Origin of the sequence: Neoluteolibacter marinus, assembly GCF_014904755.1 — a bacterium.
GTDB lineage: Bacteria > Verrucomicrobiota > Verrucomicrobiia > Verrucomicrobiales > Akkermansiaceae > Haloferula > Haloferula marina.
On sequence record NZ_JACZFQ010000018.1, the window covers coordinates 1 to 22,333 of the forward strand.

Here is a 22,333-nt window from a genome sequence, read left to right on the forward strand (position 1 = left end):
GTTCACGCCGCCCTCGCCGCTGGTCCGGACGTCGCTGAAGAAGGGAACCAGCCCGAGGGTGAGAGCCCCGGTGGGATCGTTGTTAGACGGCACGAGGGTGCCGGCGGGCTCTCCGCTGAAGCTCAGGTCGAGGACTTGCGCGTCGAGCGTCGAGCCAAGCGGGGCATGGCGCCGCGGTTCGACAGCGACCTGGAAGTGATTCGTTCCTTCGGCCAGCGGCGCGGCGGCCGGGAGCATCAATTCGTCGGCATCCGGGGCGTCGATGCTGGCAAGGATCTCGCCACTGCTTTCCGACACGAGGCAGACCCGCGCGAGCTTGGCTGCAGTGCCGGGGGACAACTCGATACGCAGTGATTCGAGTGTGGTGGTCCCGCTCTGGTCGCAATCGATCTGCAGGTCGAGCAGTTCATGGAGTCCGAAGCGGGCGACCTCGCGCGGGGATTGGTGGACCGTGGCGGAGAAAGGCGGCCCGGTGATGTTGCCCCAGCGCTGGTCCCAGCCGGCCTTTAGCTCCGTGATCTCGGCTTCCCCGAGCGCCGTGGCATAGACCGCGATCTCGGCGATGTCGGTGGCCAGGCGGGTGAAGGGCGAGCCGCCGCAGGAGCCGAGGATCAGGCCGCCGAGCGAGGAACTGTCGGGATCGATCACCGAGGCGGCGAGGGTGCCGTCGATCCAGTGTTCGACGGTGGTGCCCGATTCTCCGGGCGCGAAGGTGAAGACGTGCTGCTGCCAGACGCCGGTCTGGCGGGGGGCGGTGTCGTTTTCCGCGCCGTTCCAGGCGCCGCCGCTCGGGCTGGTGCCGGCTTGCCAGGTGCCGGAGCGGACCTGGGCGCGGGTCCGGCCGCTGCCGGTGCTGCCGTCGAAGAGGAAGCCGTCGCCCTCGTTGGTGACGCGGGTGACCAGGGCGACCGAGCGCGGGCCGGTGAGCGTGCCGAACTCGGTGCTGGCGTTCGCCCAGAGGTCGTTGCTGCCGTCGAAATGCATCGCCTGGCGCGTCTGGCCGCTGCCGGAGCTGACCGTGCGGCGGAAGGTCTGGCCGGCGACCTTGCGGGTCAGGTCGCGGGTGGCGCTGCCGCTCTGGAGGTTGGCCCAGCGCTTGACCGCGCCGGCGCTGTCGAACGTGCTGCCATTGTCGGCGATGTACCAGGTGTGCAAGTCCGGCCACGCGGGCAGCGGCTGTTCCGGCAGAATGCCCATGCCGATGCATTCCGCGGCGAGCCGTTCGCCGAGCAGGATCTGACTATCGGCGTCGTAGTGGACGTTGAGCCCGTCCTCGTTGTGAACGAGCAGGCCGTTGGCGCTGGCGTAGCCGACGTCCGTGCGACTCGATGCGAGAGCAGCCTGGGCGGTGCGGGTGGTGTCGCGATTGGTTCCGCTGCCGGCGATTTCACCGATGGCACCGGCCATGCCGCCGGCGTCCGGAAGATCGGCGCGCAGGTTGTCGAGCAACTCGCTGAAGCGGGTGCCGGCCGCGGCGGCTTCGCTGGCGTCGTTGCTTTCGCCCTGCAGGTAGAGCAGGCTGGCCAGGCGGAACGAGTGGTAGCCCTCCGGCAGGGTGGCGGTCGCAGCCGTCACCGTGGCGACCAGATGCTGGTACATGTGGGAGTCGGCGGAGTCCTTTTGCCAGAACGTGTTCCCACCGCCGCCGCGCGACGCCTTGACGATCGCGAAGTCGCGGTAACCGGCGTTCCAGAGCATCCGGGCAAAGCCGAGTTCCGGTCCCCAGTGATCGTCGTTGCCGGCATAGACGCCGCCGGTTTGGGGGGCGAGGAAGGTCCAGCCGCCGGAAGAGCCGAGGGCCTCGTCGCCGGTGCCGGTGCCGTCCGTACGATTGTCCCAGTAGAACGGAACCCCGCCGGGTTGGTCGGCGGGATGGGTCCCGGGGGCTCCCTGGCGCATGGTGGTGTCGGTGCTGCCGAGGGTGCCGAGCGAGTTCGACTGGCCGGTGAGCACGAAGACCTGGAGGGTAGCGTCGTCCGTATTCCGCCAAGACAGCCGGACGTCCTCGAAGCCGATGTAGCGGGCGTTGTTCTTCGCCGTCAGGCGGATTTCGAGCGGTTGGCCGATGGCCGCGGGAAACTGGTCCGAGCGGAAGCTGGCGGTGAACTCTTTCAGGCACTTGCCGAGCTGGTTGCCGGTGCCGGTGAGGTACATCGGCAGCTCTTCGGTCAGCGAGATCGTGGCCAGGGTCATGCCGTCGGCGCGGAGTTCGGCCGCGTAGTCGCCGGGAGCGGCGGCAGTCGATGCCTTGTAGAGGGAAAGCTGGAGCTGGTATTCGCGGCCGGCCTCGATGCCGCCGGAGAGCGTTTGCGAGATCCCGGTGTCGGCCGGGCCGGCGATGATGTAGCTGGAGCCCGGCGTGCCGGTGCCGGTGTCGACAGAACTTTCCGCGACGACGGAGTAGTCGGTGAGTTGCCTGGGGACGGCGGCGCTATTGGGGCTGCCGAAGAGCGTCCAGCCGGCGGGCCGGCAGCTTGTGGTGCCGGGATCGGCGAAGCCGCCCTCGAAGTTGCCGTTGTCGACCGGGACTTCGCTCCACTGCGATTGCAGGCCGTAGGAGTCCGCCACCCGGGCGGCGACGTAGGCTTCGCCGCGGCTGTTGGGGTGGACCGAGTCGTAGGTCATCGGGCTCGGGGCCCAGCCGCCGGGTTGAGCGATCCAGTCGCTGCCGTCCCACAGCGGGTTGTTCATCGGGACGATGCTGACGGTCGAGGTGGCGCTGGTCTTGGTCGCGGCGATGGCGGGCAGCTCGGATCCGTTGTAGCTGTCGACCTTGGCATTCAGGACCGCGCGGTTGGGGTGGTTGCCGACGTGGAGTAGCTCGCAGAGGTGAATGCGGATGGCCGGGTTGTCGGCCTGCAGCAGGTCGATGATGGCCGAAACATTGGCGGCCAGGGTGGCGGGCGTCTGGCCGGCTTCGTTGAGGTCGTTGATGCCGATCATCAGCACCGCGCTGTCGGGCGTGTAGTCGAGCAGCCAGTCCGACAGGTCGCCCGTGCCGCGTTTCCCGCTGGAAGGGCCGGCGCTGGTGCCGAGGATCTGATAGGCGCGCCATCCCCAGTGACCTTCGTGGTCGCGGTCGAAGGGCACGCCCCGCCAGCTCGGGTAATAGGAGTTGGTGGTCTCGTCGTCGGCCGTGGAGTTGGCGTAATTGGTCGAGATCGATCCGACGAAGTCGAAGTCCTCCCCGGCGTCGACGAGGTGCTTGAAGAATTCCCAGCGCCACGAGCGGTTGCCGTTCTGCGGGTAGGTGGAGCCGACCACGGCGTAGCCGGCCGCCTGTGTGATCGAGTCGCCGATCAGGGCGATCTTCTGGGTCGCCGCCGCGGATGCGGCAAGGGTTGCGGCCAGGGCCAGGGAAATGAGCCGGATGGGATTCATGGAGCGAGGGTGGAAGCGACGCGGCCGCACGGTGTGATCCATCCGTGCGGCCGCTCTTGAGGTCAAGGATCGTGAGTTCAAGCCCGCCGGCGGCGCAACAGGAGCAGCAGGCCGGCCGAACCGAGCAAGGCGGCGGCGGGCTCGGGGACGACGGTCACGACATTGAAGGAGGCGTCGAAGCCGTTCGGAGCGGTGCCGCCGAAGACGAAGGCACCGTTCTGGAAGAGGCGGGAGTCGGGCACCAGGTCGCTGCTGGTGCTGCCGACCAGGCCGAAGCCGGGGGTCGTGCCGACTACGTGCACCGAATAGGTGGTGTTGTCGGCCAGCATGATGCCAGAGAAGAAGAAGTCGCTGATTGCATTGGCGGTCAGGGCGCTGCTGTTGGTCGAGGTGGCGAGCAGCACGGCGTTGGCGATGTCGAGGGTGCCGCTGTTGTCGGCGGGGTTCGACCACAGCTCGAGGGTCAGAACCTGGGTGCCCTGGCCGGTCTGGCGGCCTTCGAGACCGATGCTGGCCAGCGCGTTTTCCACCCCGAGCGAGCCGGTGGTGAAGGTCCAGGCGGCGCCGGTGGCGAGGTCGGCGGCGGTGCCGGTGGCGAAGTTGGCCTGGTTCACCGGGGTGAGGCCGGTGCTGTCGATGATCGTGGCGGCGTGCAGCGGGGAGGCGGCGAGGGCGAGCACGATGAGGGATGATTTCATGAGGTGGTTTTGTTGGATGAGATGGATGCCGGGGCGGAATCCGCGGGATCGAGACCACACCGGAGCCGGGGTGGCTGGCACGGCTTCTCGGCTGGTTGGTTCGACCGACCGGTTTTTGCCGCAGGACAGAGGGCGTCCTGGGGTGCAGCTTCGCGACATGAAGTGCTTGGGGTTCTCAGGATGGTGCGCGGTGTTTGGGGGGCTGCTGATGCTGGGGAGTGCCGAGGCGGGGGAATTGTCGCTGGCGCGGCCTTTCGGCAGTCACATGGTCTTGCCGATGGAACGGCCGCTGCCGGTATGGGGCCAGGGTGAAGCGGGGAAGGAGGTCACGGTGGCCTTCGGTGGTCGCACGGCCTCGGCCACGGTGGATGCCGGTGGGAACTGGCGGGTGCAGTTGCCCGCATTGGGGGCTTCGTCGCGAGGGAGGGAATTGGCGGTGCGATGTGGCAAGGAATCGATCCGGCTCGACGACGTGTTGGTCGGCCGGGTGTGGCTGTGCTCGGGGCAGTCCAACATGGACTTTCCGCTCGGCCGGGCGGTGGGCGGGAAGGAAGAAGCGGCCGCTGCGGCGAGTTTCCCCGGCATCCGGCTGTGCAATCTAACAGGAGTGCCGACCGATGCGCGGCGCTACGACGAAGCGACCTTTGCGCGGCTCAACGAGCGGGATCATTTCCAGGGTTCCTGGCAATGCGCGGGGCAGGCCGGGGCGGCGGCGTTTTCCGCGGTCGCGTGGTGGGCCGGGAAAACGATCCACGAGGCGAGCGGGGTGCCGGTCGGGCTGGTGGAGAACGCAGTTGGTGGATCCGGAGCCGAGGCCTGGCTGCCGCGGGACCTGTTGCAGTCGGAGGAGCACTATCGTTCCCTGGCCGGAGGCGGCTGGCTGGATTGTGGCCAGATCGGGGCCTGGGCGAGGGGGCGGGCGCGGCAGAATCTCGGGGACCGGCTTGAGGGGGAGCATCCTTTCAAGCCGGGCTTCCTGTTCGAATCCGGGGTGCGGGCTTGGGCCGGATTTCCTTTCGATGGGGTGCTGTGGTACCAGGGAGAGACCAACGCGGAGATCCACGACGATGCCTGGAACGAGCGGCTGATCCGGGATCTTGTGACGGGCTGGCGGGCCGGGCTGCAGCAGAAGGACCTGCCGTTTTTCATGGTCGGGCTGCCGCGGATCGGCGGCACGGACCCGCTGCGTCGCTGGTGGCCGGAGTTCCGCGCGGTGCAGGCACGGGTGGCTGCCGACGTGCCGGGAGTGACCCTGGTGCCGACCGTCGACCTCGGCTGGGACAGCCCGGACGTGCATCCGCCGGACAAGCGGCCGGTCGGCGTGCGGCTCGGTGAGAAAGTGGTCGGGTTACAAAACCAGTCCGGGAAGTGATGGATTCCTGGCCCGAGTGGCGTCTGATGGGGCATGATTCGTTGGATTGCAATCGGGATGCTCGCCGGCCTGCTGTCGGCACGCGGTGAATCGTTCGAGGAGCAGAAGGCGGGCGGTTTCACCCGGCTGGAAACTCCGGCGGGCGTGTGGACGGCCGGCGAGGGGCAGGCGGAGGTCCATGCCGGGCACGCGAAGAGCGGCAGGCAGTCGCTGCGGCTGACCGGTGGCGGCGCGCAGGAGATGGTGCTGAAATTTTCCGGAAGCCTGGACAAGCCCGGGCGGCTGACGTTCTGGGCGGAGCGCTGGACCTCGAAAGGTCCCTTCGAATTCCGGGTCGAGACAGCCGCGGCAGACGGTGCTTTCAAGGAAGTCTGGAACGGCGATGCGGTGGTCAAGGTGGGCGGATTCCTGACCAAGGTAGAGGTGCCGCTGGCCGCGGGCGTGGCGCAGCTGAAGTTCCGCTGCAAGGCGCCGGCGGCCAGCGGGGTGATGCTGGACGATCTGATGATCGCGGAGGAGAAGCCGATGCGGCTGCTGGACGTGTCGGCGGTGAAGCCGGTAGTGCCGGTGCTCGTCGGCAAGTCGAGGAATCCGGTGCTGGCCTTGAAGATCGCCACCGAGGGCGCGCTCGAGCCCCAAGTGCTGGAGGCGGTGGAGTTGGATCTTGAAGGCACGACGCGGCCAGCGGACGTGGCGGAGGTGGAGCTGGTGTGGGGCGGTGAGGACCCGTCGGGTGGCTTCGGCGAGCGCTTCGGCAACCCTGCGAAAGGTGGTCGGCTCGCCATTTCCGGCAAACGTGAGTTGGCGGCAGGCGACAACTGGTTATGGGTATCGCTGCGTCTGAAAGACGACGCGGATCCCGACGGCCGGGTGGATGCTGTGCTGCGGCGGGTGAAGATTTCCGGCAAGGTGGTGGAACTGCCCCGGGGAGCGTCGAAGCCGGCCCAGCGGATCGGGGTGGCCCTGCGCCAGCACGGCGACGACGGCTCGAAGGCGTTCCGGATTCCGGGCCTCGCGCGGACCAAGGCCGGCAAGCTGATCGCGGCCTACGACGTGCGCTACGGCCACGCGGGTGACCTGCCGGCGGACATTGATGTCGGCGTGAACCGCAGCAGCGACGGTGGCCGGACCTGGAGCAAGATGGCGATCGCGATCGACATGGGGAAAGGCTCCGGCGATGGCGTGGGCGATCCCTGCATCTTTGTCGACGAGGTGACGGGGCGGATCTGGATCGCCGCCTTGTGGAGCCACGGCAACCGCGCCTGGCACGGATCGGGTCCCGGTCTGGAGCCGGACGAAACCGGGCAGCTGGTCCTGGTCCACAGCGATGACGACGGCCGGACCTGGTCGAAGCCGCGCAATATCACCCGCGAGGTCAAGGATCCCGCCTGGCGGCTGTTGCTGGCCGGGCCGGGGACCGGGATCACGATGAAGGACGGGACCCTGGTCTTCCCGGCGCAGTTCCGGGCGGCCGATGGCAAGCCCTGGTCGACCCTGATCCGCTCGAAGGACCGCGGGGAGAGCTGGCAGATCGGGACCGGGGTCAAGAGCGACACCACCGAGGCGCAGCTGGTGGAGCTGGCGGACGGCTCGATCATGATCAACTGCCGCGACAACCGCGGCGGCGCGCGGACGGTGGCGGTGACGCGGGATCTCGGGGCGAGCTGGGAATTGCATCCCACCGACCGCAAGGCGCTGCCGGAGAGTGTCTGCATGGCGAGCCTGCTGCGGACCGGCACGGCGGACGGCAAGGCGCGCTTGTTCTACTCGAACCCCGCGACGACCTCGGGGCGGCATTCGATGACGATCAAGGTCTCCGCGGATGAAGGCATGAGCTGGCCGGAGCAGTGGCACACTTTGTACGATGTGCGTAGTGGCGCCGGCTATTCCTGTCTCGCGATGGCGGACGAATCCCACCTCGGGGTGCTCTACGAGGGTCCCTCGGAACTCTATTTCCTGCGCCTGCCGGTCGACGAGCTGACCTCCGGCAAGGCAGCGGATGGCTTCGATCCCGGGACCGGCGCCCGTGAAGGTGCCGGGGCGGCCCTGATTCCCTTCCCGCGCGAGGTCGAGTGGGGCGGGGGAGTCCTGGAAGGCAATGGTTGGCGGGTGGAAGCCGCCGGAAGTCTCGGCCGGGCAAAGCCGGTCCTCGAAGACCTGCCGAAGGGCGACTTGAAACTGGAGGTCCGGACCGGGGCGCTCGAAGGGGGCGACGAAGCCTACGAATTGTCGGTGGCGGCCGACGGGGTGCGCCTGACCGGTGCCGGCGACCTCGGCCTGTTGCGGGGGCTGGCGACCTTGGAGCAACTGGCTGCCGGCGGAAAGCTGCCCTGGGTGGAGATCCGGGACTGGCCGGCATTTGAAATGCGCGGCTTCATGCACGACACGGGTCGGAACTTCCAGGAGATCGGGACCCTCGAACGCTTCGTCGAGCTGCTGGCGGCCTACAAGATGAACGTCTTCCACTGGCACCTGACCGACAATCCCGGCTACCGGATCGAGTCGAAGCGCCACCCGGAACTCAACGAAGTCCGTGCCTACCGCGAAACCCGCTCACCCGGGAAGTACTACAGCTTCGAGCAGATCCGCGGGCTGATCCGCAAGGCGCACGCGCTCGGGGTCGAGGTACTGCCGGAGATCGACATGCCCGGCCACAGCGAGTACTTTGCCAAGGCCTTCGGCTTCGACATGCAGGACCCGCGGGGCATGGCGATCTGCCTGGACCTGCTGGATGAATTCCATCGCGAGGTGGTGCTGCCCTTGCGGGCGGAAGGTATTCCCATGCGCTGGCTGCACCTGGGCGCGGACGAGGTTCACATCAAGAACCGGGACTTCCTGCCGGCGATGGTGAAGCGGCTGGCGGAGCAGGAGCTGCAGCCGGTCTTGTGGCGGCCGGGGGCCTTGCCGGACCACGGCTGCGTGACCCAGCTGTGGGCCAAGGGGCAGCCGGTGGGCGGGGTGCGTTACATCGATTCGGCGATGAATTACGTGAACCACATGGACTTCTTCGACAGCGTGCCGCACGCCTTCTTCCACCAGCCCTGCGGCCGGCCGTCGGGCGACGGGCAGGCGCTCGGGGCGATCCTTTGCCACTGGCCGGACATCAACGCCGGCGAGGAATCGAACATCTACCGCCAGAGCCCGGTGGTCCCGGCGCTGCTGGCGGGTGCCGAGCGCTTCTGGCGAGGCTTGCCGCGGAGTCATCCCGACCTGTGGGCGCGGCTGCCGGTGGCGGGCGATCCGCGGCTGGAGGCCTTTACTGCTTTTGAGAAGGACGTGCTCGACCACGGGGAGCGTCTCGCAAAGGAGTGGCCTTTCCCGTATGCCGGACAATCGGAGATGCGCTGGCAAATCCTCGGGCCCTTCGATCACGGCGGCGAGGTGGGCAAGGCCTTCGCGCCGGAGAACATGGATCACTTCGAGTCCATCGAGGTTGATGGCAAACGCTTCGAACCCATCGAAGCCGTGGGCGGGACCGTCCACCTGCGGCATTTCTTCGACATGGGCGGGGTGCTTCCCGGCAAGCCGCAGGCAGGGACGGTCTATGCGGAAAGCTTCGTCTGGTCGCCCGATGCCCGAGAGATCGATTGCTGGATCGGCTTCAATAGCTTCTCCACCTCCGATCGCCGTGGCGGCCCGGTTCCCGCTGGTGGTGAGTGGAGCAATGCGGGCGCCAAGGTCTGGTGGAACGGCGTGGAGTTGCGCGCACCGGATTGGGCCAATGCCGGATATGCACCGAAGCAGATGTGGTCCGATGAACGGCCATTCGCCGACGAGCTCTACGCGAGTCGTGCTCCGACCCGGTTGAAACTGAAGCCAGGCTGGAACCGGGTGCTTTTGAAGGCTCCGCGGCGGAAGGATGGCTGGAAGTGGATGTTCACCTTCCTGCCGGTCGGCGATCTCCCGGGGCTCCGCTTCAGCTCCCGGAGGGGGGACTAGACGGTCGCACGTTCCAGGAGAGGGTCGGTGCAATATCTTCGGCGAGGATTCGACTATTCCGGATCGATCACGGAATACCGAAAGCAATCGCTTGTATGATTCCGTCTGGGTGTCCCTCCCGGTGGTGGGGTGGGCTGCGTCCATAAGAGCAAGGTAGCGGGGGTAGCGGTCGAAATTGCTTAAGGATGTCCGATTTTCCCCCTTTTGCTGAATTTTTGGACTAATTGAAGCTTTACGTAAGTAGGTCGTTAAGCTGGGCTCTTGGCCCTGTTTTATACGCAAGAGCAGCTCCGCCAGCGTCTTCCTGCTCAGGCTTGAAAACTGAAGCGAACACCGCGTTTCCGGTCCGACTCCTCCCCTTACTCATCGCCACAAGAAGCTCATGATTTCAGCTCTGCTAAGAAATACGGGTCGTTTTCAAGTCGCAGCGATGGCGCTGTTGGTGACGCAAATCACCGCCGTCGGTGAAGAGGTGGCAGGGCATCAGAGGACGCAGGAGATTGCGCTGCAGCGCGGGTGGAATGCGGTCTTCCTGGAGGTGGAGCCGCTTGAAACTGCGCCCGGCAAGGTGTTCGGCTCCTTGCCGGTGGACAAGGTCGCGACCCTGTTCCAACAGCCGACGTCGAACCAGTTCGTGACCGATCCCGGGGTGGATCTTTTCGATGGCCAGGGTTGGGGCGTCTGGTACGCCCCGGGCTTGCCGGAAGCTTTCCTGAAGTCGCTCGATGCGATCAACGGCAACCGGGCGTATCTCGTGCATGCCACCCGCGACTGCCAGTGGCGGGCCCTCGGCCGGGTTGAACTGGCGCCGGTGAAATGGCAGGCCGATGCATTCAATCTCGTCGGGTTCCCGGTGCGCGCGCCCGGCGGTCCGACCTTCGCCCAGTTTTTCGCGGGGTCTCCCGCCCATGCCAACCAGGCGATCTACCGGCTGGTGAACGGCCGCTGGAAGAAGGTCGTGCAAGCCTCCTCCGAGACGATGAAGTCGGGAGAAGCTTTCTGGGCCTACTGCAAGGGTCCATCGGACTATCAGGGTCCGTTGCGCGTGGAAACGGCCAGCCGTGAAGGGCTTTTGCTCGGTCGCGGGGCGGGGGAGATCATCCTCCGCAATGAATGCCCGCATCCGCTCGCCCCGACCATGGACCACGTGCCGGCGGATGGCCCGGCGGTGCCCCTTTCGATCCTGGTTCGCGCCTACGGCGACCCCGCTGCTCCGATCCAGCCTGTCGCGACGCCGATGCCTGCCGGTGCCTGGCAGCAACCGATGCCGCCGCTCGAGGTCAAGGCGTCGATCGCGGTCCCTTTCGAGTGCCGGGCGTCGGCGATGTCCCAACCACGGCAAGGCTCGCTTTTGAAAATCACCACGGATCTCGGCACCGAATCGTGGATCCCGGTCTCGGGCTTCCGCGATGACCTCGGCGAATGATTCCGCGCTATCGCTTCCTTCCCCTTCCATCAGCCATGAAGCCCTGTTTCCTGAAGTTCTCCTCCTCGCTGGCGTGCGCGCTGTGGGCCGCGTCGATGCCACTGTCCGCCCAGTCCAGTCCGTATCGCGGCCTGTGGGTGGGTGAGGTGGTGCTTGGTGCCGTCAACGAAGTGACGGTGCCCCTCGACGAGAACAACGTGCCCCGCGCTCCGGATCCGAACGTGGTCACCCCGACCTTCGACGCGGCGAGCTTGCGGCTGATTCTCCACGTCGATGCCGCGGGCCGCACCAGCCTGCTCAAGCACGTGGCGATCCTCGCCCGCAAGGCGGACGTGCAGGAGAAGGAAAGCGACATGGCCCTGGTCACCGACGAGCGGCTTTACGGAGCTTTCCCTCCCCAGCCGGCCACACGGATTTCAAGTGCCGTCTTCGATTTCGGCGATGCCAAGGCAACCGCAGCGGTCAACCAGGTCGTTGAACGTGCGGCCGCGGCCGCCGCCACGGCCGCCGCGCAGCCCGGAGCCACCGTCGCGACCATCAAGGCCGCTGCGCAGGCCGCGGCAGCACCCGTGGTGGTCGAGGCCGACGCCACCGAGGCCTTCAATGATTTCCTCCAGGCTCACCTCGACAAGACCAAGGTGATTGCCATCGCCGACGGCGGCTCGACCGCTGCCGCCAGGGCGGAAGCAATCGCCCTGCGGGATGGCTCGTTTTTCCACGACGTGAGGGGCGTTGAAATGCTCGACGCCCTCGAAGCGACCTTGGCCGGCCTGCCGGCGGAGACATCTGCCGAGGAGCGCCGCCAGATCGCCCTCAACACGGTGGCTGCCTTTGCCGAAACGGACCTCGCCTACGATCGCTTCCTCGCCGGGGAGCTGTTCGGCGACATGATTTCCGTCGCCGCCGGAACGGCTGCTGCCAGCAGCGAGAGCGTCGCCCTGAAGCCGGTCACCGGCTTCCAGGAATCGGAGTCCGGTGCGGCGGTAGCGGTGGTTTCGGCTGCCCATGGACTCAATACCGGCGACGAGGTGGCCATCCAGGGCGCACCGATCGCCGGATACAACGGGCTGCACCCGATCGTCCGGCTTGATGACGACTCCTTCCGGATCACCACTCCCTACATTTCCGGCGGAACGATTGACGGCTATGCGGCATCCGACGCGATCGCCCCGTTGATCGTGACGTCGCCGGCCCACGGACTTGAAAGCGGTGCCCGGATCGTCGTCCGCGATTCGATCTCCACCTACAATGGCAACCATCTGGTGACGGTCATCGACGCCGACACTTTCAGCATCGACATCCCCTTCGCCTCCGATCCTGCCGAGCGTGGCGTGTGGTCGGCCCGCTCCGGGGAGATTGCCGGTTTTGAAGGCACGGAAGACGGATCCGCCGGGGTCAAGGTCACCGCTCCGAATCACGGTCTCGACAACGGCCAGGTGATCGAGATCCGCGGTTCGGGCAGCGACTCCTACAACGGGATCAAAACCATCACGCGCATCGACGCCGATACCTTCTCCCTCAACCAGGCCTTCGCCGGAGACCCGGCGGTCAAGGGTGCCTGGGACGTCCCGGTCGAGATCCTCGGCTTCGAGCCGCCTGCCGATGCCCCGACCTTGGTGACCTCGTCGGGCCACGGCCTCAGTTCCGGCGACCGGGTGTTGGTTTCCGGTTCCGGAAACGCGGCCTACAATGCAGAGTTCCGGGTGACGGTCGTGGATGCGGATTCGTTCTCGATTCCCGTCGCCTTCGACGAAGCAACCGGGAATCCGGCCACCAAGGGCAGCTGGCAGCCCGCCGCCGGCGGCCAATGGCGTCCGACCGCGCCGATCCGCGCGGCCCTAGATCAACAGGCCAAGGTCGCGCAGGCGCGAACCACCGCCTTGAACACCAAGCTCACCGCCTACGACGATTCTCGTGCTCCGGATGCCGTGGAACTGGTGCTGGATGCGATCGTCGAAGCGGCCGCCACCTCGCCGTCGTCATTGACCGTGGAAGTCTCCACGCTCGCCGACCAGGCCGGCCGCGACGCCCTCAGCCTTTCGGTCCTCCGTTACGCACGGCCGTCCACGGTCCCGTCCACCGACTACACCGGGTTCGTTCGCTCGGCGGATTTCGCCGCCAGTGTCGCGACCGCCGCGGAAGCTGCCGCCACCGGTGCGTTCGAGGAGAACAAGAACCTCATCGCCACTCCGACCTCGATCCGTGACAAGGCTCTTGCCGCCGCCATCGATGCACTTGCCCCGGTGTTTGCCGCCGCCTCGCGGTCGTTGCTGACGGAGCTGCCGATGAGCGGAGAGTTCGGGGTGGGGGGCAGCGGCCTTGCCGCGGAGATCGTGCTTCCGGCAAACCATCCGACCAATCCTTTCCGGCATCGCCGCCATCCGGACCACACCGTCGGCTTCGACATCCGCCGCCTCGTCAACCTGAGCTTCCAGCCGCAGGACGGGCAGGCCCTTACCCGCGCCGGCTACGGCGTGGATCGTATCACCGGCACTTACGACGAGGAGATTTTCGGCCTGCACAAGCCGCTGGGCCCCTCGCGCGACACCGGCTTGAAGGTTCGCGGAACCTTCCAGCTCAACCGCATCAGCTTGATCGACACGCTCAACGGACGCTGATCCCGCCCGTTCACCCATCGCACCCATTCCTCTCCCATGAGCCTCTTCCCGAGTTTCCGAGCACTCTCCGCCGGTGTCCTGTTGGCGCTGGCCGCCACCCAGACCGTGCTGGCGGACGTTTCCGATCTCCTGTTCACCGTAAGGATCGATGGCAGCACCAACACGCCGACGATCCACGTGACGAACAACTCGCCGGTACTGGAAATCACCCGCTTCGAATTCACGATCGGCGACTACACGAAGAATTTTGATGGCGGCTACATCAGCGTCACGGATCCCCCGGGCGGCGATGCCACCCTGGTTTCTCCGTCAGGCGGATCCCGCCCCGACACGCTGATCGTCAACCTCACCGGCTTCGGCCCGGGCAAGACCTTCTCCGCCCAGGTCGACGTCGACCAGGACGCGGAGCCGATGAACACGGTTGAAAATTTCAACCGGGTCTTCTTCAACAACGGCAATTACCCGAACTCCGTCGCCCGTGTCTACTCGGGCGCGGCGGTCGCCACCCGGACCTTGCCGGACAACCCGAGCACCCTGACCTTCCGCGGTCCGGGCCGGATGCTCAACGTCGTCAGCCGGGCGGAAGGGGAAGGCGATTTCGTGCGCGGTGTGGTGGTCAAGCGCGACGGCGTCGAGATCGCTTCCGGGCAGGACACCGTGAGCCTGGAGGTGGCTCACGGCGACCGCATCCAGATCACCGCCCCGCAGGAGGTCTACAAGGACATCCATTCCCAGTATATCACCAGCAGTGGCGTCAATGATGCGGAGGCGATCCAGAACGACGCCGAAGAGCGCTTCGTTGCGATCGGCATGTCGGTGAACAACGTGCCGCAAACGGCCGACCCGACCAATTACGATTTCGAAATCACCGGCGACACCGACGTCCAGGTGAAGTGGCAGCACTACTACGCGCTGACGATCACCCACGATTTCAGCAAGACCCAGAGCCTCGAAGTGATTGCCGGCACGCCGTGGGCGGGCCCTCTCGCATCGAATGCGGCGGGTAACCCGAGTCCTCCGGTCAGCAAGCAGTGGGTGCTGCGCGGCAGCCAGCCGGTGGTCCAGATCGACGGCCAGTTCGTTGATTCCTTCAGCCACCCCGGCCTCGACCTCCGCCACGTGGTGAAGGGCTACCGTGCCTACGGTCCGCCGAACAGCCAGGTCGGCGCGAATGACAACAGCGACCGCCTCGGCGCGGACGGAGTGGACATCCGCAAGTCCGAGGTCGGGACGGTGGCATCCTATTCGGGAACCCCGGGCTCCAAGCCGACCGTGATCCTCAACGGAAGCACCACGACCCCGCTTCCGCACGGGCTGGCCAGCGACAGTCTGGTTGAGATCACGGGGAGCGGGAATGCCGCCTACAACGGCATTTTCAAGATCACGAAGGTCAGCGACACCTCGTTCTCGATCCCCGTTTCGTTTCCCGACAGCAACGGCAACCCGATCGCCAAGGGGACCTGGCGCGATGTCACCTATGTCCGGAGGTTCGACTTCCCGACCGTCGAACAGCGGCAGCAGGTGAAGCCGAACTTCAGCATGTATTGCCCGGGTGGCATCACCTACGTCTGGCAGATCCAGTACGGGGTCCGGGTCAATGCGGACGACGTCTCGCGCGTCGGGCTTGCCAAGGTCTACGAGGTGACCCCATCGGGCGACGTCGACCGCACCGTGCAGGACGGGGTCGCGTGGTTTGATCCCGGCACCCGGGTCAAGGTGGTTGCCGCGGCGAAGGAGCCCGGACCCGACGGACTGTCATTGACCGGCTGGGTCAATGGTGACGGCTACTACTTTTCAACCCAGGGCGAGGTCGATCCGTCGAACGGCCTGCCCAGCAGCGGCGGCCCCGCCGTCGTCAACGGCAGCCCCGTCGGGGTCTGGATCACCAACGGGCCGGGCAGCACCCTGGGCTATGAAATTCCCAACCTGCGGCGTCCGGTCCGCACGCTCTGGCGCTACGGCGCGGGTGCGATCGTGGTCAACGTGACCATCGGCAAGCACGTCTTCGAAGACTACCCGCAGTATGCCGGCATGTTCGTCCGCCAGCCGGAACCGATCATCAATGCGGTGGTCGATCCGATCGCCATCGCTCCCGGCGGAGCGACTCCCGGTGCGGAACTGATGGCGGAATGGGATCCGGTCAGCGCTCGCCTGTTCCCGACGATCCCCGGCCGCTTCACGGTGCCGTGGAAACCCGGAACCGATTCCGACAACGCGGTGGAGGTCCGCGTGGTCGCGACGCTGCCCTTCGACGGACTGCGACAGATCCGCGGCCACTACCCCCACATCCAGGGAGCTCCTCCGGTCGCCATCGATCCCGATCCGGATGACGACTTCAGCTTCAAGTCGGTGAAATACACCACCGCCGGCGCCACGGTCGATGCCAACAAGGAGTTCACCACCCAGCGTCCGGGCATGTCGGTCCTGCTCTTCTCCCAGATCCAGAGGGTCGGCCGCGGCCAGCCGCGCGAGGTACTTCAGGTCCGGGTCGTCGATACCCGGGCTTGGGACGCCAACCTGCTTGCCACGCCGACTCCCGTGACCGTCGGCCAGAAGATCACGGACCCCGATGCCGACCGCGCGAAGCTGGGTACGGGCTACCTGCTCGATCTGGTCGGGCGTGCCCGCTACAATCCGTTCATTTACGACGGCGACAAGATGGCCGGGATTTCCGCGCGGGACATCTACGACATGGGTGCCCTGCTTGCCGACACGTCGTCGCTGAACGTCGTCAACAAGGCCGCGCTTCCGGGTCCGGTCATCCCGGTCAACGAGCATCCAGGCGTGCCCGACCGCGAGCTGCCGATCATCATCTGGTACGACGATCCGCGTATCAATGACACCATCCTCTGGCCCTTCGTTTCGCGTATCTACAAGCCCGAGTGGCCCGCGGCGTCATCGCTGCCCCAGATCGTCATCGCCAGCCAGTTCGGCAGCGAGGGCAAGAGCCGCGACAACCAGGAGCAGGTGGTCGCCCCGGCAATCGGCGCTTTCCCGGAGGCCACCACCTACGATCCTTCCCGTCTCCAGGCGGTCCAGATCTACCAGCAGCCGGATTTCAACGCCCCCGGCTACAACCCGAACGAGGAACACGCGCTGGTCGCCCCGTCGCTGCGCTTCGCCGCTGTCTCGCCGCGCCCGCCGGCCATTTATGCGCTGCGCGCCGGTGACCTGAACTACTCGAACCGCACGGTGACGAGCGGTGTTTCCCGTTATACCTCCCATCCGTATGTCCTGACCCAGTTCTTCGACGTCGCGGCCGACGAGATGAAGATGAAGGTCTACTCGGTGAAGAAGGAGAGCTCGAACGGCGACAACCCTTCCTACCGCTTCGCCAACAACTTCACCGCGACCACCACCAACCTGAAGAGCCAGCCGTATGTGAAGATGAAGGCCGGCGAGCCGGTGAACGCCTTCTATCCGCTCGGCGTGGCCATCGGTGCCAGCCCGGCACCGGAAACCTACGGCAACAACCTCTTCACCCAGGAAGCCTACTGGGAGGACTGGCGCGGTTCCTACTGGTCGATCTCCGGCGGCGACAAGGCCTGGTTCGACGTCTCCTTCTACTACCCGCTCGCCCCGGATTTCTGGTGGCCTCCGACGGTGGCCACCCCGCCGGTGATGGTGGAAAAGAACGGTGCGACCTACACCGCGAAGTACGACTCGACCCGTACGGCCAAGGTGCCGGGAACCGGCGATTCGGTGGCATTCCTGCCCTCGGGGGTCAAGAATTCCGCCAACGCGGCGAATATCGATTTCCACCTTCCGACCAAGGTCCTTTACAAGTCCGAGTGGCCTGACAACGCGCCGGTTCTCAAGGCCGGGGAAACCCTGACCTTCTCCGGCGGCGAATACCGCGCCGATCATCCCACGACGACGGTGGTCAACAACGGGGTGGCGACTACGGTCCAGACGCCCGGGCTGCCGCAGGTGCTCGCGTTCGCTTCGGCCGAGGTGGTGTTCGACTCGCTCAACCCGGACGCCGTCCCGGGCAGCCTCAAGAACCGCTGGACCGCCCGCGTGGTGCAGGCCCTCGACAAGCGCACTGCTCCGCTCGCGGTCGGGAGCTTCCCGGCGGAACTCCAGCCGGCCAGCGGCAAGACCTCGGTCAAGCAGGGCAAATACATCTTCAACGAGCTGCCGGCGTCGTTGCAACGGCGGCTCCGCTACGATCCGCTCGCCGTCCGGACAGTTACGGTCGATGGCGTGACGTCCCAGGTTCCCGGCGTGCTGGAGTTCAGCGGGCTTCTCAATGACAAGGACATCGGCGACGCGACCCTCACCGCCTCCCCGCCGGCGGTGTACGTTCTCGAGCCGAACATCCTCACCGCCACCGAGCGCGACGCCATCCTTGCCCTTGTTGACACCGGATCCTCCGCCCGATCCGCCTGGGTGGCCGCGGTCAACGCGCTCTACGACGTGACTCGTAATCCCGAGGGCGTCCCCGGCAGCTCCGGCGAGTACCTCACGGGGCTGATGAAGAAACCCCGGCTCGACGAGGACGGCGGGATCCTCAAGGACAACCTCGGAAACGTGCTTTACGAAAGCCCGGTCACGCCGGTGCCGATGCGGGCCTATGGTCCGGGTCTCGCCCTGGTGCCGAATGCCGGCTTCCTCGACCCGCTGGGCAAGCTGGCCGATAACAGCAATTACCCGGACGTGAGCTGGGTCACCGTGGTGGAGAACAACGACCCGTCGCTCGGCGGATCCCCGATCACCCCGCACATCATCAAGGTCGACCGCAACGAACGCTACCGCGGTTCCATCAAGACGATTCTTTCCGACAATGTCTTCGACGAGAACATCGTGCTGCGCTCCACCGGCGATTTCGGCGCCAATGCCGACGATCTCACCTTCGAGTGGTGGTATCGTCCGGACGACGGTAGCCTCAACGTCCCGCCGCCGGACCTGATCCCGGCCGGCCAGACCAACCCGTGGAAGCTGTTCCCCGATCCTTCCGGCGCTGCCGGGAAAGGCCGCTACCAGATCACCCTCAAGGGCAATCCCAACGCTCCCGAGGCGCTTCTCGCCGACACCTTCTGGTTCGCCCGCTACCGTCACAAGAACGACAACGCGAGTGGAACCAACTGGAAGCTCACCCAGCCGAACGGCCGCAATGGCGTGAACTTCACCTGGGCCGGCGCCGGGAACTCCCAGCCGTTCGTCGACGCCGATCTCGACGGGATCCCCGATTTCCGCGCCCAACTCGCCCAAGGCTGGATCAAGCGCGTGCTCGATGCGGTCAACCCCTACGAGGCACGGATCCGCGACTTCGAAGGCGACAGCCCGTCGACCATCTCCAGCATGGTGTCGCAGTTCGGCGCTCGCTACGAGGGTCCCGTCGCGCTGAATCCCGACAAGAACGTCATCGAGAACGTCGGGCTCATCGAACTCTATCAGACGATCCTCGACCGCGGCTCGAACCTGAGCATCAACCTCTCGCAGCCGGTTTCCACGCCGGCCATTTCCAACGCCCTCCAGCTGGCGTCGACGCGGATTTCCGACTTTTACACCTTGCTCGGCAACGAGGCCCGGGTGGATGCGCTCGATCCGACCATCGGGCACGGCAGCGACAGCGTGGACTACGGCAACCTCTCGACATCGGTGTTCACTTTCCAGAACCAGATGTCCTCGCAGATGGAAGAGGAACTGGCGCTGTTGCGGGGCGTGGACGACTACTTCGCGCGTCCGGTCTACAACCGCTTGTTCTGGAACTTCACCAAGGGTGAAGGCGAAGCCGCCTATGCCACCAGCTACAACATCTCCGACGTCAATGCCGACGGCTTCATCGACGAGGACGATGCGATGCAGCTCTTCCCGCAGGGCCACGGCGATGCCTGGGGCCACTACCTGACCGCGCTGACCAGCCAGTATTACCTGTTGAAGCACCCTTACTTCAACTGGGTGTCACGGTCGGAGTCCTACAACCTGCAGGACATCGTCATCAGCGTGGATTTCCTCGACGAGCGAAAGTTCGCCGCGACCGCCGCCGCCAAGGCCAAGGCCGGCGCCGAAACGGTCGCCTTGACCTACCGCGACCGCTACGTCGCCGACCCGAAGGCGCAGTGGCAGGGATATACCGACTCGAATCCGGACCGGGCCTGGGGCGTCGATGAATGGTCGCGCCGTGCCGGTCAGGGCGCCTACTTCGACTGGGTCACCGCCAACGCCCTGTTGCCCTCCGAGCATCCCAACCAGACGCTTGAAGGCATCCGCAAGGTGGATCGCTCGACGAACCCCGACATCGCGGTGGTGTCCGCGAACCTGAACTCGATCCAGCGCACGATCGACGAGGCGGACCGCGGCTACAACCCGCTCGGCGTCGCCCGGGGTGCCCAGGTGTTCGACATCGATCCGCTCTTCGAATACTTCGGCGAGTATGGCGGCAGCACCGAAGGCGCCATGCACTTCGACCAGATCTTCGAGCGCGCCACCAAGATGGTGGAAAGCACCAGGACGGTCTGGGATCGGGCGAACGAGAGCACCGAAGCGCTCCGCCGCATCGGCAACAGCGAGGAAGAGTTCCGCAACTCGACCTTCCAGGAAGACCTCGCCTACCGCAACCGCCTCATCCAGATCTTCGGCAAGCCCTATGAGGGCACCATCGGGCCAGGCAAACTCTATCCGGCTGGCTACGAAGGTCCCGACCTCGGGCTCTACATGTATGTCCCGGTCCGCGAGATCAACAAGGACACCGTCCCGGGCCCGTCGGCATCCTACGCGAGTTTCGACGCGTCGGGGAACCTGACCTCGAGCACCACCGATTCAGAGGGGAACGTGACGAACAGCGATCTCTACGCCGCCTTCCTCGCCTCCTCGCCGTCGGGCAGCGGAACCAGCATCCTCAACAAGGAAACCGCCCTCAAGGACGTCGACCACGACCTTCGCCTGCTGTTCAGCTCGACCTTCGCCAGCGCGAGCAACATGACCTACAGCGACGATACCACCAGCGGCATGTTCGCGGTGAACTACACCGACCTGGAGAACCCGAAGGTGGGTCTGACCAACTTCGTCAACCAGATGCCGATCACCGCGGCGGGCTACACATTCCAGGCTCCGCCGGAGTGGGGGGCACGCAGGGCAACCGGCGAACTGCAGGATGTGATCAACCAGATGATCCAGCAGGAAGCGGAGATCGCCAAGGCGATCGGTGCCTGGGATGCGCTGACCGGCGAGTCGATCCGTATCCTCCGCCTCATCAACGCCCGTCTGACGACCAGCGGTCTCAACCAGGGCCGCGACGAGATCTTCAGCCGGGTGAAGCTCGGTGTGAACGACACGATCAAGGTGATCGAGACCGCCTCGCAGGTCATCAAGGCGGCCCGCGAGGTGACCTGGGAACTGAAGGAGGCAATCGTCGAGGGCATCCCGGTCAACCTGCCGACCGGTGGTCTGGCGATCTCCCCGGGTGACGCGCTTTCGCTCGCCCGTTCGGGCATCGAGTTCACCGCGGTCGGTACCCGCGCCGGCCTGCTCACCGCGGACAACATCATCGCGATCGGCAAGCTGGTCGCGGAGATCTCGCTGGACATCGCCGAGAACGAACTCGAACTGGCCAAGGCCGACGAAGAGCGGACCCTCCAGATCAAGGAATGGCTCAAGGAGATCGAGGATGCCATCGGTGACGAACCGGTGCTGCGCATTGCGATCTTCAAGGAGATGCAGGAACTGCGCGTCCTTTCCGACCGCTACCGGACCTTGCTCGACGAGGGCGGCCGGCTGGTTGACGAGCGTGCCGCGTTCAACAAGCGCGTCGCGGCCCAGACCCAGAAGAACCGCTACCAGGACATGACCTTCCGGGTCTCCCGCAACCACGCGCTGCAGACCTACAAGAGCTCCTTCGACCTGGCCGCCCGCTACGCCTACCTCGCCGCCTCGGCCTACGACTACGAGACGAACTTCTCGCTGGCCGACCCCGCCTCGCCGGCCAGCAGTTTCGGCGAGATCATCCGCGCCCGCTCGCTCGGCGCCCTGGACCTCGCGATGACCAAGCTGAAGCAGAATTACGATTCGCAGCGCGGCCAGCTCGGATTCAACAACCTCCAGCGTGAAACCGGGGAGATCTCGATGCGCCGCGAGTTGATGCGGATCCTGCCTTCGGGCGAGGTCCAGCCGGACCTCCCGGCCAATGAGTTCCCGGCGCCCGGGGCCGATTCCGACAGCGCCTGGCGCCAGCAGTTGCAGGCTGCCCGCGTGCCGGACCTCTGGCAGGTGTCGGAGTTCCGCCAGAACTGCCGCCCGTTCGCGGCCGCCACCGATGCCGCCGGCAAGCCGGTGCCGCAGCCGGGGATCGTGCTGCGATTCTCGTCGGACATCAGCACCGGCAAGAACTTCTTCGGCAAGCCGCTCAGCGGCGGTGACCAGGCCTACAGCACCAGCAACTTCGCGACCAAGATCGCGGGCGTGGGCGTGGCATTCGAGGGCTACCGCACCGACGACGTGATCAACGACCTTGCCGCCGCCCCGCGCATTTACTTCGTGCCGGCGGGCCTCGACGTGATGCGGGTGTCCCGCACCGACGATCCCAACGAGCTGCGGATGTGGAAAGTGGTCGAGCAGGCGATCCCGGTCCCGTTCCCGGCGACCGGATCGGAGCTTCAGAAGTCCGGCTACATCCCGCTGCTCGACGGTCTCAACGGCCGCCTCGGCGACCAGCGCCGCTTCTCGGACTTCCGCGCTTATCCGGAAGAGCTCGGCGATGCGGTCAAGGACACCCGCCTGGTCGGCCGCTCGATCTGGAACACCCAGTGGCTCCTGATCATCCCCGGTGCCACGCTCAATGCCGATCCGAAAACCGGCCTCGATCGCTTCGTCGACCAAGTGTCCGACATCAAGCTCATCTTCGACACCTACGGCCAGAGCGGCGGCTGATCCCGAGCCGCCGCCCTTCTTCCACCCA

At 66.0% G+C, this 22,333-nt stretch carries 7 protein-coding genes; 5 read left to right on the forward strand and 2 right to left on the reverse strand.

Annotated elements, in window-relative coordinates; translation table 11 throughout:
- Positions 1–3,381: sialate O-acetylesterase (locus IG178_RS04205; protein WP_193211267.1), on the reverse strand; the 3,381-nt coding region annotated here is incomplete at its 3' end.
- 77 nt (positions 3,382–3,458) lie between these two features.
- A complete protein-coding gene (locus tag IG178_RS25860) occupies positions 3,459–4,079 on the reverse strand; it encodes a hypothetical protein (RefSeq protein ID WP_193211268.1) in 621 nt (206 codons plus the stop codon).
- 157 nt (positions 4,080–4,236) lie between these two features.
- On the opposite strand from IG178_RS25860, the gene IG178_RS04215 reads away from it, so the two are divergent.
- From IG178_RS04215 to IG178_RS04235, 5 genes are all read left to right on the forward strand, one after another.
- Positions 4,237–5,451: a sialate O-acetylesterase gene (locus tag IG178_RS04215; RefSeq protein WP_193211269.1), complete on the forward strand. Its 1,215-nt coding sequence runs from the start codon at positions 4,237–4,239 to the stop codon at positions 5,449–5,451.
- 33 nt (positions 5,452–5,484) lie between these two features.
- A complete protein-coding gene (locus IG178_RS04220) occupies positions 5,485–9,390 on the forward strand; it encodes a family 20 glycosylhydrolase (protein WP_193211270.1) in 3,906 nt (1,301 codons plus the stop codon).
- 430 nt (positions 9,391–9,820) lie between these two features.
- Positions 9,821–10,816, forward strand: coding sequence for a hypothetical protein (locus tag IG178_RS04225; protein ID WP_193211271.1), 996 nt, complete (start codon positions 9,821–9,823; stop codon positions 10,814–10,816).
- Positions 10,817–10,851: 35 nt separating this feature from the next.
- A complete protein-coding gene (locus IG178_RS04230; RefSeq protein WP_193211272.1) occupies positions 10,852–13,434 on the forward strand; it encodes a hypothetical protein in 2,583 nt (860 codons plus the stop codon).
- Positions 13,435–13,470: 36 nt separating this feature from the next.
- The gene (locus IG178_RS04235) at positions 13,471–22,305 is read left to right on the forward strand and encodes a hypothetical protein (protein WP_193211273.1); all 8,835 of its coding nucleotides are present in this window, start codon (positions 13,471–13,473) and stop codon (positions 22,303–22,305) included.
- Positions 22,306–22,333 lie beyond the last annotated feature (28 nt).

Coding starts and splice junctions, on each gene's coding strand:
- IG178_RS25860 (WP_193211268.1), bottom strand. CDS start 4,079: ATGAAATCATCCCTCATCGTGCTCGCCCTCGCCGCCTCCCCGCTGCAC.
- IG178_RS04215 (WP_193211269.1), top strand. CDS start 4,237: ATGAAGTGCTTGGGGTTCTCAGGATGGTGCGCGGTGTTTGGGGGGCTG.
- IG178_RS04220 (WP_193211270.1), top strand. CDS start 5,485: ATGATTCGTTGGATTGCAATCGGGATGCTCGCCGGCCTGCTGTCGGCA.
- IG178_RS04225 (WP_193211271.1), top strand. CDS start 9,821: ATGGCGCTGTTGGTGACGCAAATCACCGCCGTCGGTGAAGAGGTGGCA.
- IG178_RS04230 (WP_193211272.1), top strand. CDS start 10,852: ATGAAGCCCTGTTTCCTGAAGTTCTCCTCCTCGCTGGCGTGCGCGCTG.
- IG178_RS04235 (WP_193211273.1), top strand. CDS start 13,471: ATGAGCCTCTTCCCGAGTTTCCGAGCACTCTCCGCCGGTGTCCTGTTG.